This window comes from Gottfriedia sp. NPDC056225 (assembly GCF_042267765.1).
In the GTDB taxonomy this organism is placed as follows: Bacteria; Bacillota; Bacilli; order Bacillales; family Bacillaceae_G; genus Gottfriedia.
Map to the genome: position 1 here is coordinate 142,031 of NZ_JBHJTJ010000001.1, position 15,390 is coordinate 157,420.

Here is a 15,390-nt window from a genome sequence, read left to right on the forward strand (position 1 = left end):
TTAATCCCTCAATTCTTAAATCTTTTCTGTAAATTTTCATATAATGCATAACTGAGTTTTTTATAAACATCTGTATAGTTATTAGAAGCAAAAATCTTCATGGATTCTTCATCTTCAATAATTGTTGAGCTAATCGTGCTTAGTACTTCTAATTGACCTAGCTGTATATCAACTGGTGCAAGTAATAATAATACTGTCTCAATTTTAACTGTTGATCGATCCATCGCTTTCACTATCATTGGTTCATGAAGTCGAAACGATAAAAATACAGGCTTTACAACATATTCTGAACGACAGTGATATAATGCTACATTTGTACCAGGTATCCCTAAACCTCCCTTCTTTTCTCTTTCCAAAAGTTGATTTGATACTTCAAAATAGTCACCGATCAAACCTCTCAAGTTGGCTTGTTTACAAACTTCCAATAGTAAAATTGATGAAGTTGTAATAAATGGTAAAGAGATCGTCTCGAATGTATCCAAAATATGTAGCACAGTCTCTGTAAATTGGTGTACGATCTCCATATTTTGTTTAATTGATTCTGGCGTTTCTAGTGTTATTTCCTTTTGAACATTTTTGCTATGGAGCTTTCTTAATAGCGTCGCTTCTGTCGTTAAGGAATTGCGCTTTATTTCTTCACGAATTTGTTCAGCCTCTTCCTTTGTTAACAAAGGATTTACTGTAAAATATTTTTGTGAGAAGCCTGGCATATCGACAGTTGATAAAATAATGTCGTATTTTTCAAAGTGAATATTTTTTAAGTTTGCTAAAGACGATACTTCAATTTCAGTAATCTCTTTTATCTCTTTTTTGATTCGACTTGCTAACATTTTAGAAGAACCAATACCACTTGAACATAATACAAGTGCCGTTATTTCTTTACTGTTATCATAGATTACGTGTGATGAACCAAAATGTAGCACAAGATAAGCGACTTCCTCAATCGGAAAAACAACTGTTGGAAAGGCAATTTTCAATCCATTTTGAATGATCTTAAATAGAACTGGATAGTTATCTTGAATTTGGCTAGTTAATGGGTTATTTACATCTAGTTTTTTTTGAATTCGATAAATTGCTGGTTCGATATGTGTAATCAACCCCTCAAATAACGCATGATCTTCATCAAAATTTATATCAAGCTCTTCAGTTACATAATTGATTAACTTCTTTGAGCCCGCAATAATTTCGGTACTACTTTCTTCTAGCCAATCATTTTTCTCTTGGCGTTGTCTTGCACCTAATAAGTGCATCGTAATATACCCTTTTTCTGCATCTGGGATCTTAACTTTAAACACTTCTTCTAATTCATTTACGATCTGACCTGCAATATGAAATTCCTTAGAGGTCCCTAACTCTTCAAGTACTACCTGATTAATCTGTATAACCTCACCTTGAATAATTCTTTCAATTGCTAAAGAAAGATGAATTGTAAAAGTCATAAATGCACTATCAGCTAAAGAGTATGGTAACTGTTGTTCATTATCCCGAATTATTTTTCCTATTATAGTTAACTTTTCGAGCTTTATTATTTCTAACAACCCATCTGAGAATCTATTCCTTGTCTCGCGCTCATTTTCCATTACAGATAAAAACTCATATTCATTTAATTGTTGTGCAATCAGGTGCCCTAATGCCTTTCTCTTTTTCCTTTCAGAACCAAGTAAAGCAATACCGTATCCCTTTTTTCTTATAAGTTCTAAATCAAAGTCTTTTAACCACTCTTCAACTTTGTTTAAGTCATTACTAACTGTAGCAACCGTAACATGCAGCTCATTTGCTAGAGAGCTTAATTTAATAGATTCCGGCTCTTTTAATAAGGAACAGATAATTAACTCTTGTCTTTCTTTTTGAGTAAACTCTTGCCCACTTTTTAATATTGCTATTTGAAGCTCATTTTTATGCTCAGGTGTCCCTTCGATATACATCCCGACACCTGACACCTTTTTAAATAAAAGATGATGAGCTTTAACGGTACCTTCGACTCCTTTAAGCTCTCGTTGCACGGTTCGACTACTTACATTTAAGTGCATTGCAATTTCTTGAACATTCATTCCATTTGGGTGTTCTAACAACAAAGTAATGATTTCTCTTTCTCTAGCTGATATATACATGTATACCTCTTTTAAAATTTATTATTATTTTAATAAAGAGTTCACTAATTCATCATACTTCGGACTATTTAAGAAGTTTTCTACTGAGATATGAATTGCATTTGGCACTTTTGCTTTTGCTCGATCAGTTAAATCTTTATGTGTTATGACAATATCTACATCATTTGGTAGATTATTAATTGCTACATTAGTAACCTCTAAATCTATTCCCGCTGTTTTTACTTTTTTGCGCATTATGGATGCTCCCATGGCACTTGATCCCATACCCGCATCACAAGCAAATATAATTTTTTTCACTTCTTTACTAATACCAAGAGAACTAGCTACTTCTTTTTCAGTCTGTAATAGACTAGCTACTTTACTTTCTTTTCCTTTTAAATCTTGTGTTTTTTGAGCAGCTTTTTCTAAATCTTCATCTGATGCCACAGATTTTGATGATTTTAAAACGACTGCTGAAATTATAAATGAAACAGCTGTTGCTACTAATACTCCCGCAAGGATTGGTAAGTATCCTCCTTTTGGTGCCATTGCTAAAATCGCGATAATACTACCTGGAGAAGCTGCTGCTACAAGCCCTGCTCCTAAAACATTAAAAGTAAATGTTCCGGCAACACCACCAGCAATGACTGATAAAATTAATAAAGGTCTCATTAAGATATAAGGGAAATAAATCTCATGAATCCCGCCCAAGAAGTGAATAATAACTGCTCCTGGTGCTGTTTGTTTAGCCGTTCCTTTTCCGAAAATTGTATATGCTAATAAAACGCCTAAGCCCGGTCCAGGGTTAGCTTCTAATAAGAATAAAAGTGATTTCCCCGCAGATTTTGCTTGTTCAAGACCAATTGGACTTAAAATCCCGTGGTTAATTGCATTATTTAAAAATAAAATTTTAGCTGGCTCAATAAATATGTTTGCTAATGGAATGACATTTGCCTTTACCATCATGTCTACGCCGTTCGCTAATACTTCAGTTAAAGTTGATACAACCGGATTAACACCTATTAAACCAATAACTGCTAAAATTGCTCCGATTATACCCGCAGAGAAATTATTAACTAACATCTCAAACCCTGATTTAACTTTTCCTTGTATAGCTTGGTCAAATTTCTTTATAGCCAAACCGCCAAGTGGCCCCATAATCATAGCCCCTAAAAACATTGGCATTTCTGCACCTACAATTACACCCATTGTTGCAATAGCTCCAACTACGCCGCCTCGAATATCATGTACCATTCTTCCACCGGTAAAACCAATTAACAATGGTAGTAAGTATGTAATCATTGGACTTACTAAAACTGCTAGCTTTGCATTAGGGATCCATCCAGTAGGTATAAATAATGCCGTTATTAAACCCCATGCTATAAATGCACCAATGTTTGGCATAACCATTCCGCTTAGGAAACTACCAAACCGTTGTATTTTTACTTTTATATTACTATTTTTACTTGTATTCAAATTTTTACCTCCCCCATAAACCTTATATCTAAATGATAAAACGCTTACAGTACCAATACAATGAAATGAATATTCGTATTTGTCACAAACTAAAGTGACAAAATTTAAAAGAAGAAAGTGCGCACTGTTCTTACGTCCTTCTTTTATTAGAATGATAGATTTCACATTTCCGAGCAATAGGTCTCACATCACGGTTGTATACACGACATATGACCCACATAATTTTCACCACATAATACTCATATCTCAGCTGAAATCCCAAAAATAAAACAAATAAAAAAGGAACATATTCTCAGTTAGAATATGTTCCTTCTTATTTGTCTGTTTTAAAAATTATCCAACCTGGCCACTATATTTAGATTCCTCTTCCGGGAATAAGAATCCTAACTCATGGTGCTCACCTTCATAAACAGAAGATTGAGCAATACGCATTTCAGAATTATAATCAATTACTTCTAATTTACAGTACGCACGATTAATTTGAAGTGCTTCATAAAATTCATTAACGGTTGACACATTTTTTCCATTTACCTTTGTAATGCTTTCACCAACTAGTATTTTCATTTTGTCTGCGACAGAGTTTGGTAAAATTCCTAATACTATAAGTCCCGTTGATTTCGTTGTGAAGTATGATGGTGTATTAGTATCTCGATTTCTATGAAAATAACTGATGGCTTCTCTTCCTACTACTGCGATTGCAGCAGCAATAAAAGCTACAAATCCAATAAAATAACTTAAGATTCCACCAATACATACTAAAATCGCTAAAGAAACTATTCGCTTACCTACTAACTTAACTGAATCCTTTGGTAGCATTCCTTGAATTAATTGGTAAAACCCAATCCCAAATGGTACGCAAATAATAGAATAGCTACTATCGCCTAAAGAAAGTGTAGGCCACCATGAATAATCACTTACAATTGGACCACTTGGTATTAATAAAAATAAAGGTATCATCCATAATCTATTTGACTGATGTGCCCCTACTCTTTTTCCGCGTTTACTCTCAATAAATAAAGGCGTTGTATGCTTTGCCGCATTTCGCTGAACTAATATTCCTTCAGCCAATAGCATTAAACCAAGTAAAATAATGATAGCAGGAAGCATTGCACTCATATCGCTAGGAACAAACTTATGTAAAAATGGTAAAGATTCTTGTCCTCTATTTAATAAAGGTAGCGCAACTAATGCTAGTCCAAAAATATTAGCTGGTGACATCCATCTAAATTGCAACAATAGCGCACAAATAATCGCTAACACACTCAATAAATAAACCATTTCAATTGGAATACTAATTCCAACTCCTAACGTAATGACCGAAAGAATTACTCCAATAAATAATCCAGACCATATTGAAGTCTTCCACTCGAACGTTACATTAAAATTTCGGACTGAAAAATGCTTACGTTCACGCTTTACACGAATATTGCCACATATAATTGATGCGATAAAGAATATATAAGTAAATGGATTTAAAAATAATTTACCTAATCCAACTAAGAGTTCAGAGACTAAATTTGACCACATAACATTCACCACCTTCTTTTATTAATAGATTGATATACTTATGTTATCGGTTTATTGATGTTTTTTCAAAGGGAATATGCTTTAAAACAATAAAAAAAGCACACTTCTTCTCAAAGTGTACTTTCGACATCAAAAACTAAAACTCCTGCATGGTTTGTAATTTCGAATCTATTTCCCGGGAATTATGTCAAAAGAGGACGAACTGCTAAAAATAGTCTGCTATTCCCTTTATTCAAATCCAGTTTATCTACACTACAAAAGGACGAATTAATATTCGTCCTTTGTATGTTATTTTTACTTAGCTACCATATCTAAAGCTTTTTCTAACTGTAGATCATTCTTTTCATCTTTAATTTTATCAATTAATGATGCCTCAAGTTTATCTGAAGTTAAAGGATCGATTTTACCATTGACTGTAATACCAGCAGCTCTTTGGAAGTCCTTAACAGCAGTTTCTGTTTGCTTGCTGAAGTAACCATCCTTACGTCCTGGGTCATATCCTAAACCTTTTAACATAATTTGAGCTTGCTTAATATTCTCATCATTATCATCAAATTTAAATGTTTTCTTTTTATCAATTGGTGTTGCGTAGAAATAATCAGGCTGTTTTACCGCAACATCTGGTTTAATACCTTTTTTATGAATCCAAGTACCATCTGGAGTTAACCATTTAAATTGAGTTAGCTTAATGTTACTGCCATCTTTGAAATCCAATGTTGATTGAACAGTACCTTTACCATATGATTTTTCACCAATTAATTCATAATGTCCTGCTTCACTTAATGCTGCCGCAAGAATTTCGGCTGCAGATGCACTACCATTATCAATTAATACATCAATTGGATATGGTTTCGCTTTTGTTAATTTAGTATAGTACTTCTCACGTTGGCCATCTCTATTTTCTACTTGTAAATATGGTTCATTTTTGACAACTAATTCTTCTAATACACCTTCAACAGCTTGTAAGTAACCACCAGGATTTCCACGCACGTCAATTGTTAGGCCTTGAATATCCTGATTCTCTAATTTTTTCAATTCTTTCTTAAACTCATCAGCTGTTTTTTCATTAAATGAAGTGATATGGATATAACCGATTTTTTCATTGTTTACATCTTTAACTGAACTAAATACTGTATACATTGGAATATCGTCACGTTTAATTGTAAATTTAATAGGATCTGCAACTCCTGGACGATTCACTTCAATCGTTACATTAGTTCCCTTTTTACCACGGATTTTTAAGACCGCATCATATTGAGATAAACCTTTTACACTTTTACCATCAACAGTTAAAATTTCATCTTTTGGTTTCAGACCAGCCTTTTCTGCAGGTGAGTTTTTAATTGGAGATACGATAATTAACTTGTCACCATCTTTAGAAACCTCTGCTCCAATTCCTTGGAAAGATGAACCTAAAGATTCATGGAATTGTTTAGCTGTTTTCCCATCCATATATGTCGAGAATGGATCATCTAAAGTTGTTACCATTCCTTGAATTGCTCCTTCAGTTAATTTATCCGGATCAATTTTTTTCACATATTGGTTCGCTATTATTTCGTAAGCTTTTTGTATTTTAGCTATATTTTGATCTTCAGAAGCTTTTACTTCTTTACTCTCTGATAATTTCGAAACAATCGTACTTGTTCCATCACCAAATCCAAATGTACCTACACCCATACCAACAACAAATGTTGCTGTTGCAAGTAGAGCCGTTGTTTTACGATTCATACAGAACCTCCTATTTTTCGTTCCTTTTAGAACGTTCCAATCTATTAAATAGTGTATGTATTGAAAAAGCATCACACAGACGTGCGATGCCATTTCTGTTCTATTATATGATAAGCCTGTATCACTTATGTTTGCAAGTAGAACACGATTTAATAAATTTTTATTAGAAAGGTTTAATTTATTTTGGAAGATGTTGCAAGTATGGAGTTAAGTCAATCCCTAACTTATTTGCAAGTCTCTCACCTAAATTTGCGTCAGCACGATAGAAGTTACAAACTGCACGAAGCTTAATTTTTTCATCTACATCTGCCATATCAGCGCTAATATTTTTAATAACAGCATCCTGCTCTGCTTTACTATATCTATTCCAAACTTCTCCTGCATGACCAAAATCATTCGTTTTTTCAATTTTCTTACGCTCAGAAACACCGTTTAATGGCTGAGCCACTTCTACATAATTCGTATCCTCTTTTGGCGTATCTGAATAGCTATTTGGCTCAAAGTTAATTTGATGGGTTTGCTGACCAATTGGCATATGACCATCACGTTGACCATTCGCTACTTTCGCAAAAGGACAATTAATAGGAAGCTGCATATAATTTGCTCCAATTCGATATCTTTGTGTATCTGAATAAGAGAATAGTCTTCCTTGCAGCAACTTATCTTCCGAAGGTAGCATACCGGGAACTAGTACACCAGGATTAAACCCAACTGATTCTGTTTCAGCAAATATGTTTTCCGGGTTTTTATTTAAGATCATTGTTCCAACAAACTGACGTGGAATCACATCTTCAAACCAATCTTTTGTAGGATCTAATGGATCAAAGTCGAAATCATCCATATCTGCTGGATTTAATACTTGAACATATAAGTCCCATTCTGGGAAATCCCCATTTTCAATTGAATCATATAAATCACGGCTCGCATGGTTAAAATCTTTACCTTGAACTTCACTAGCTTCTTCCATTGAAAGATTTTCAATTCCCTGCTTTGGTACCCAACGAAGTTTTATATATACGGTATTCCCGTATTCGTTTACCCACTTATATGCATGAACACTTGAACCTCTCATTTGACGGTAGTTCGCTGGAATACCTTCATCAGAAAATACATGTAATAACATATTTGTTGACTCAGGCGTTAGTGACATAAAATCCCAATATCGGTTAGGTGTTTGTAAGTTTGTTCTTGGATCCGGCTTTAACGAATGAACCATATCAGGGAATTTCATTGCGTCACGAATAAAGAATATTGGTAGATTATTGCCAACAAAGTCATAGTTTCCATCTTCAGTATAGAATTTTACAGCAAACCCTCGAGGGTCACGTAGTGTTTCAGGAGAATGCATTCCATGAATAACTGTTGAAAAACGAGCAAATACCGGTGTTTCCGTACCAGCATCTTGTAGAAATTTAGCTTTCGTGTATTTTTTCATACTATTTTTAGTAATGAAAACACCATGTGCACCAGCCCCACGTGCATGTACAACACGTTCAGGTACTCTTTCACGGTCAAAATGAGCTAGCTTTTCAATTAATTGATAATCCTCTAATAAAGTAGGACCTCTACGCCCTGCCGTAAGTGAATTTTGATTATCTCCAATAGGAACACCTTGATTTGTTGTTAAACGGTTACTTGTCATATCATTTCTCCTTAATTAGAATTATTATTATTTAGTAATAACTATATAATAAATTACTTTTAAATGAAAATCAATATCAAATTATAATAATTATAAACTAGGAATATTTTAACTAAATTGGATTTTTTATTATCTATGTAAAAGTAATATGATATTTTAATAGATTCGTTGAAAAAAGCTGATGGATGTGTCATTTTTTTACATTGAAAGGGATGAAGATGCCGTTCCAACAATTAAGCGTAATAGCCGTATAGATAAATAAACTTTTAAGTGTTGGGCTATTTTATTTGTTTTTTTCTTATTTAGTAGAGCTTTTTGATGAAAACTACTTAACCTTTTTTAAAAACTAGCGAATTTTTGTTAAAAGGTGATACTTTTTCATCGATTTGACGGCATTTTTTTTGGATATTAGGCATTTTAAGCGATTCCTATTTTTTATTTGCGATTCCTCATTTTTAATTGCAATCCACCATTTTTATTTGAGATTCCCTAGTTTTATGTACAATCTTCAACACTCGTTTACGATTCCTCACCCCTTATCGCAAAAAACAAAAAAACCTATCCCAAAAATTTAGGATAGGTTTACTAACTTAAAAATTTATATATTTCATCGGATCTACTGCATTTGTTTTAGCGTAATTCCATTCACCTTTATGTAATTCAAAGTGTAAATGTTGTCCAGTAGAGTGACCTGAATTACCCATATAACCAATTTGCATACCTTTTGAAACAGTTTGTCCTGTTGATACGTTAAAACTAGCTAAGTGAGCATATACAGTTGTCCATACTTGTCCATCTATATTATGTGTAATGAATACACAATTACCATAAGTAGATGAGACGTAAGCACGTATAACAACTCCATCAGCTGCTGCTACAACTGGTACACTACCTGCTGAGGCAATGTCAACTCCTTCATGGAATTCCCCGCCTTCGAATGAACGCTGACCAAATCCAGAGGAGATGTAACCGTTAGCTGGTCTTGTAAAGTTTCCGCTAGACACTGTTGGAGTACTATCAGAGCTTCCTGTTGAACTACTAGAGTTTCCTGAGCTTCCAGATCCACTTGAATGACTTGAACTAGTAGATGGCTTATTTTTTTCTGCTTCAGCCTTACGTTTAGCTGCTTCTGCGGCAGCTTTTGCAGCTGCTGCTTTTTCCGCAGCTTCTTTCTTGGCTCTTTCTTCAGCTTGTTTCTTAGCTATTTCAAGTGCCTTTTGCATTGCAGCTTGTTGACTAGCTAAAAGTTGATCTTGTTCTTTTAAATTTAATACATCTTCATGGGCTTCGCTTTCTCGCTCTTTTAAGGAAGCCATTAATTTGTTCTTTTCACTTACTTGACTTGTAAGTTGATTATTAAGCCTCTTTAAGCTCGCTAAATCACTTTCAATTTTTGCTTGCTTTGCTGTCAAATCATCTTTTTTAGCACTGACTTCTTTTAAGTCAGAGTTTTGCTGTTTAATAATGTCTTCGTCTGCCTTCATAATAGTTTGTACAGCACTCATTCGTTGAATTAAATCTCCGAAACTATTAGCGCCTAGAATGACATCAATATAGGATACCATTCCCCCAGCTTTTTGAAGAGATCGCATGCGGTTTTTCAATAATTCTTGACGAGACTCAATACGCTCCTCAATAAACTTAATTTCTTCCTTTAGTTTTGAAATCTGCACTTTCCCACTATTAACTGCATCTTCCGTTTGGTTAACTTTTTGCTTAGTTACTTTCATTCGGGCATCAAGTTTTTCAAGCTCTGCAACAACTGCTTGCTGGTCATGTTTAATGTCCGCAATTTTGTTGTTAGTTGCATCCGTCTTTTCCTTAACCTCACTACGCTTCGTTTTGATGCGGTCAATTTCAGATTGGTACTTACTTTCAGCAAAAGAAACGGATGGGATAGCACCGATTATGAAAGTACTGCATAACATAACCGTTATTACTTTCGATGATTGTCTCCTGTTCATCTAAGATCCCTCCTTTTATGTATATAGAAAAGCCCTAGTACCTGTTTCAACTCATAAAAGACGTTAAATGAGGAACTAGAGCTTATCAATCGCATTACATTATTAATAAAACTATCGATAAAAAACTTACTCTTATTTACGTAAAAACTTACGAATAGACATAACAGAACCCCACATACCTATTACAGCACCAATAGCTATTAAAACAGCAGATAGTTGGTACACAAACGGTGAAAATGGTAGTAATGTAAACATTGTTCCTGCCAATTTTGGCATTAGCATATTATAAATGACCTTATAGCCAGTTAATAGTATAACGATAGGAATAACTGAACCTAATACCCCTAGTAACAATCCTTCTAATAAGAACGGCCAACGAATAAAGTTATTAGTTGCCCCTACTAATCTCATAATCTCAATTTCACGGCGTCTTGCCATAATCGTTATTTTAATTGTATTAGAGATTAGGAACATTGCAGTAAACAATAGTCCGAAAATCAGTACTAAACCGATGTTACGACCTACAGAAACGGCATTAAATAATTTTTGTACTTGTTTTTTACCATAGATTACTTCGTCAATATATTTTAAACCTTCAATTTTTTTCGCTACAGGAGCAATTTGCTCAGGAGAATCTGTTTTAACGATATACGTATCATTTAATGGGTTTTGTTGCTCAAATAGTTGGAATGCTTTCCCATCTTCACCCATGCTTTTAATTAGATTATTTAGTTCTTGATCTTTCGACGAGAACTTAACAGTCGTTACATGATCTAATTTTTGAATTTCTTCTTTTAAAATAGCTTGCTGTTTTTTATTTGCTGTTAAATCAACTAATACACGTACTTCAACATCTTTTTCTAAAGTTGTTCCGATATGATTAACATTTAAAATTACAGTTAAAAATACACCAACAAGCATCAATGTAACTGCAACAGCACTTACTGATGCAAAAGTCATCCAACCATTTCTCTTTAAACTACGAAGTCCTTCGCGAACATGTCTTCTTGCAGTTCTAGCTTTCATAACCGTACACTCCTCTCGCTTGGTCGCGTACAATTTTTCCAGATTCAATTGCAATAACACGTCGCTTAATCGTATTTACAATTTCTTTATTATGTGTAGCCATTACTACAGTTGTTCCACGATCATTGATTTCTTTAAATATATCCATAATTTCCCAAGTAGTCTCAGGGTCTAGGTTACCCGTCGGCTCATCGGCGATCACTACTTTTGGTCTGTTTACAATAGAACGTGCAATCGAAACACGCTGCTGTTCTCCACCAGAAAGCTCAGTAGGTAAGAATCGAGCTTTATGTTTTAACTTAACAAGTTCAAGTACTTCCATAACTCTCTTCTTTATTGTTTTCGGATTTTCTTCAATAACTTCAAGTGCAAATGCAATATTTTCATAAACTGATAATGTCGGTAATAACTTATAGTCTTGGAATACTACACCTATATTTCGGCGTAGTAAAGGAACCTTTTTATCCTTCATATGGCTTAAATCAATTCCATTAATTAAGATCGAACCCTTTGATGGTTTTTCTTCACGATACATCATTTTAATGAATGTCGACTTACCGGCACCACTTGGTCCAACGACATAAACAAATTCACCTTGGCGAATTTTTACATTAATACCATTTACCGCAAGAACACCATTAGGATAGGTCTTGTATACATCTTTTAACTCAATCATGACATTCTCCTTAATTTTTGTTCCATTTTTCTTCTATCAAATCATATTAGATTCATTCTGGATGTAATTTTTCTTGTCTTTTCTTAATCTCACGTTTCGCCTGCTATTTACATTTTTCGATAAATTCAGCTAAGCTCCTCTATTATACCACTTAAAAAATGTCAGAACTGATAAATTTATGTTACATTTTCATAATAGTCAATATAAATTTCGACTTTTCAGGGTGATTCTTTAACAAATTTTGGAATACTGTAACTAAAATGAAAAAAAACAGACCTTTTCTAATTAACAGAAAATAGTCTGTTTTATTAAATTAGATTTTGGTTTGAATTGGAAAACAAAACCAAATGACATGAAAGAAGTAAGGAATGACAAAATATCCTTCCTTACTTCTTTTTCGTTACATAAACCTGATACATAATTAGCAACCGAACGATTTGCTTGTCCGTTTTAACAGCAAATCATCAAAAAATCTAAAGCTTATTTTTTAGTAGCTAACCACATCGCTACACTCTTCGCTTCATTTCCTTTTAAAACTCCACTAGGCATTGATCCTCTACCATCATGAATAATATTTTCTATATCTTTTTCAGAATATTTCGCTCCGACTTTTTTTAAACTTGGCCCGATTATGCCTTCTAAATTTCCACCGTGGCAGCTAGCACAAGTTTGTTTAAATAATTTTTCACCGTTTGCAACTGAAGCCGGCTCACTTGAATCTTTAGTATCGCTTGTATTGTTGTTATTATTTGATCCACACGCTGCCATTGTTAACAACATACCACCAGTAACAAATGCAAGAAGTAGTTTTTTCACAAATATCGCCCCTTTAATATTCCCATAGCTATAGTCTACTAATTATAAAAGTATTTATTTTTCCTTTTTATGTCAAATTTGTGAATCCTTCACCAAGAACCTCTGTTGCATCCACGACTGTGATGAATGCTTGTCGATCGATTGACTGAACGATGTCACGTAAGGAAGAAAATTCTGTTTGATCTAATACACACATTAATACTAGACGGTCTTCATTAGTATATCCGCCAACACCTGTTAGCTTTGTTACACCGCGATCTAATTCGTGAACAATTGCGTTTGTTACTTGCTCTACTTCTGATGTAATAATAAGTGCCATTTTTGATCTAGCAAGACCAATTTGAACTAAATCAATTGTTTTACTTGTAACAAATAGTGCAATCAGTGCATACATACCACTTTCAAGATTAAATACGATTGCAGAGATAAGAACAATTAAACCATCGATGAATGCTACACAAATACCAAGTGATAAACCAGTATATTTATGAACGATTTGGGCTCCTAAATCTGTTCCACCTGTTGATGCTTTTCCGCGGAAAACAATCCCCAGACCTAAACCAATAAAAAGTCCACCAAATATAGATGCCAAAAGTGGGTTATCAGTTGCAGGCTTTACATTGTATAGATCAACTAAATAAACTACTAGCGGAATAAAAATTGTTCCAACTAATGTTTTTGCTCCAAATTGACGCCCTAAAAAAATAACACCCGCTATAAATAAAGGAATATTAAATGCCCACTGCACAAAAGCTGGGTTAAATCCCATAGTACTTTTTAGAATAGTCGAGATTCCACTTACTCCTCCAGAAGCAATATGGTTTGGTAATAAAAATACACAGAATGCAATAGCTATAATAGCTGAACCAATTAAAACGAAAAAATAATCAAAAAACGTTTTTCCCCACCCTACAGTAAGAGCAGTTGAATATTTAACCTTTTTCAAACTTATCCCCCTCAAAATTTCTCACTTATCGAAAACTTTTCGATTTTATATCCCTTTTATCGGATACTCTCTCTATTTTTTATTATGAAAAAAACAATAAGATTTAATTACACTTAAACAAAATTTACTTTCTTACATTTGTAAAACAATCGAAAAATAAATATGATTCATGTAACTCCTTCACATTAGTAAGAAAGTTCCTTGCTAATCCCCAAAAAGAGAAAAGCTCAAAAGAATAACACCTTCTAAATAGAAGATGTTGTTGGTCACAGACTATCTGAATTAGATTGATAAAAATACCTCTTTAAGTCCTCAAAGATTAAGGCTGGTAAGAATGAAGTTTTCTTCAATCTTATCAGCCCATTATTCAAAATTAAATCTTTGAACGTAAGTAAGCATCGATAAATGGATCAAGTCCACCATCCATTACTGCCTGAACATTACCTACTTCAGCATTTGTTCGGTGATCTTTAACCATTGAGTAAGGATGGAAAACATATGAACGAATTTGACTTCCCCAGCCAATTTCTTTTTGTTCTCCACGGATCTCATCTAATTGAGCTTGTTGCTCTTCTATTTTACGTTGATATAGTTTTGCTTTTAACATTTTCATTGCAGATTCACGGTTTTTAATTTGTGAGCGTTCTGACTGACAAGTAACAACTGTATTAGTCGGTGTATGTGTAATACGAACTGCTGAGTCAGTCGTATTAATATGCTGACCACCTGCTCCACTTGCACGGTACGTATCAATTTTTAAATCTTCCGTACGAACTTCAATTTCAATCTCTTCATTAAATTCTGGCATAATTTCACAAGAAACGAATGAAGTATGTCTGCGACCTGAAGAATCAAATGGAGATATACGTACTAGACGATGTACACCTTTTTCCGCTTTTAAATACCCGTATGCATTGTGTCCTTTAATTGCTAAAGTTACACTTTTAATACCAGCTTCGTCACCTGGTAAGTAGTCTAATGTTTCTACTTTAAATCCACGTTTTTCAGCCCATCTTGTATACATACGTAACAACATAGAACCCCAGTCTTGTGACTCAGTTCCACCCGCTCCTGGGTGTAATTCTAAAATTGCATTATTCTTATCATATGGTTCACTTAAAAGTAACTGAAGCTCAAAGTCATTTAACTTAACTGTTAATACTTTTACTTCAGAAACTAATTCTTCAAATAGCTCTTTATCGTCTTCTTCTTTAACTAACTCATAAGTTATTTCTAGGTTCTCATAACCTTCATCTAAGTCATTAAATTCATTGATTACTTCTTTTAAACCACTTACTTCGCTAATTACTACTTGCGCAGCTTTTTGATCATCCCAAAAATTCGGCTCTGACATAAACGCTTCAAGCTCTTCTAATCTTGCTTGTTTTGTTTCGACGTCAAAGAGACCCCCTAAATGCTTGAAGGCGTTTCGCCATCTTTTCTAATTCTTGCTTTACTTCTACTAATTCCATTAAATAACACCTCGATTAAATTTTACG

11 protein-coding genes are annotated in these 15,390 nt (G+C 33.9%); all 11 read right to left on the reverse strand.

The annotated features are described in order from the left end of the window. Positions 1 to 8 precede the first annotated feature (8 nt). The 11 genes from ACFCYN_RS00730 to prfB all read right to left on the reverse strand — a co-directional run bounded on the left by ACFCYN_RS00730 (position 9) and on the right by prfB (position 15,363). Positions 9 to 2,111 carry a BglG family transcription antiterminator gene (locus tag ACFCYN_RS00730; RefSeq protein WP_375946931.1) on the reverse strand — a complete coding sequence of 701 codons (2,103 nt, stop codon included), beginning with the start codon at positions 2,109 to 2,111 and terminating at the stop codon, positions 9 to 11. Positions 2,112 to 2,135: 24 nt separating this feature from the next. Next, the gene (locus ACFCYN_RS00735) at positions 2,136 to 3,566 is read right to left on the reverse strand and encodes a PTS mannitol transporter subunit IIBC (RefSeq protein ID WP_375946933.1); all 1,431 of its coding nucleotides are present in this window, start codon (positions 3,564 to 3,566) and stop codon (positions 2,136 to 2,138) included. A gap of 333 nt (positions 3,567 to 3,899) precedes the next feature. Further along, positions 3,900 to 5,093: a PDZ domain-containing protein gene (locus tag ACFCYN_RS00740; protein ID WP_375946935.1), complete on the reverse strand. Its 1,194-nt coding sequence runs from the start codon at positions 5,091 to 5,093 to the stop codon at positions 3,900 to 3,902. 294 nt (positions 5,094 to 5,387) lie between these two features. Then, positions 5,388 to 6,821 (reverse strand): S41 family peptidase, encoded by a 1,434-nt coding sequence (locus ACFCYN_RS00745; RefSeq protein WP_172446351.1) that lies wholly within the window; start codon positions 6,819 to 6,821, stop codon positions 5,388 to 5,390. Between the two features lie 178 nt (positions 6,822 to 6,999). After that, entirely contained in the window at positions 7,000 to 8,463 is a 1,464-nt protein-coding gene (locus ACFCYN_RS00750; RefSeq protein ID WP_172446352.1) for a catalase, read from the reverse strand. Positions 8,464 to 9,053: 590 nt separating this feature from the next. Further along, positions 9,054 to 10,427, reverse strand: coding sequence for a murein hydrolase activator EnvC family protein (locus ACFCYN_RS00755; RefSeq protein ID WP_172446353.1), 1,374 nt, complete (start codon positions 10,425 to 10,427; stop codon positions 9,054 to 9,056). Positions 10,428 to 10,559: 132 nt separating this feature from the next. After that, positions 10,560 to 11,453 (reverse strand): permease-like cell division protein FtsX, encoded by an 894-nt coding sequence (gene ftsX / locus ACFCYN_RS00760; RefSeq protein ID WP_172446354.1) that lies wholly within the window; start codon positions 11,451 to 11,453, stop codon positions 10,560 to 10,562. After that, positions 11,443 to 12,129: a cell division ATP-binding protein FtsE gene (ftsE, locus tag ACFCYN_RS00765; RefSeq protein WP_172446355.1), complete on the reverse strand. Its 687-nt coding sequence runs from the start codon at positions 12,127 to 12,129 to the stop codon at positions 11,443 to 11,445. Before ftsE ends, ftsX begins: the two co-directional genes overlap by 11 nt. A 480-nt stretch (positions 12,130 to 12,609) precedes the next feature. Continuing rightward, entirely contained in the window at positions 12,610 to 12,945 is a 336-nt protein-coding gene (gene cccB / locus ACFCYN_RS00770; RefSeq protein WP_216853928.1) for a cytochrome c551, read from the reverse strand. A 67-nt stretch (positions 12,946 to 13,012) separates the two neighbouring features. Further along, positions 13,013 to 13,891 (reverse strand): YitT family protein, encoded by an 879-nt coding sequence (locus ACFCYN_RS00775; protein WP_172446356.1) that lies wholly within the window; start codon positions 13,889 to 13,891, stop codon positions 13,013 to 13,015. Between the two features lie 373 nt (positions 13,892 to 14,264). Continuing rightward, a protein-coding gene (gene prfB / locus ACFCYN_RS00780) for a peptide chain release factor 2 (RefSeq protein ID WP_172446357.1) occupies positions 14,265 to 15,363 on the reverse strand; the annotation gives its coding sequence in 2 pieces (ribosomal slippage) (positions 14,265 to 15,290 and positions 15,292 to 15,363; 1,098 coding nt in all). Between the last annotated feature and the right edge of the window lie 27 nt (positions 15,364 to 15,390).

Bases quoted from the DNA above. Each gene is read 5' to 3' on its own strand.
- ACFCYN_RS00745 (WP_172446351.1), bottom strand. From the start codon at position 6,821: ATGAATCGTAAAACAACGGCTCTACTTGCAACAGCAACATTTGTTGTT.
- ACFCYN_RS00740 (WP_375946935.1), bottom strand. From the start codon at position 5,093: ATGTGGTCAAATTTAGTCTCTGAACTCTTAGTTGGATTAGGTAAATTA.
- ACFCYN_RS00755 (WP_172446353.1), bottom strand. From the start codon at position 10,427: ATGAACAGGAGACAATCATCGAAAGTAATAACGGTTATGTTATGCAGT.
- ftsE (WP_172446355.1), bottom strand. From the start codon at position 12,129: ATGATTGAGTTAAAAGATGTATACAAGACCTATCCTAATGGTGTTCTT.
- ACFCYN_RS00750 (WP_172446352.1), bottom strand. From the start codon at position 8,463: ATGACAAGTAACCGTTTAACAACAAATCAAGGTGTTCCTATTGGAGAT.
- ftsX (WP_172446354.1), bottom strand. From the start codon at position 11,453: ATGAAAGCTAGAACTGCAAGAAGACATGTTCGCGAAGGACTTCGTAGT.
- ACFCYN_RS00730 (WP_375946931.1), bottom strand. From the start codon at position 2,111: ATGTATATATCAGCTAGAGAAAGAGAAATCATTACTTTGTTGTTAGAA.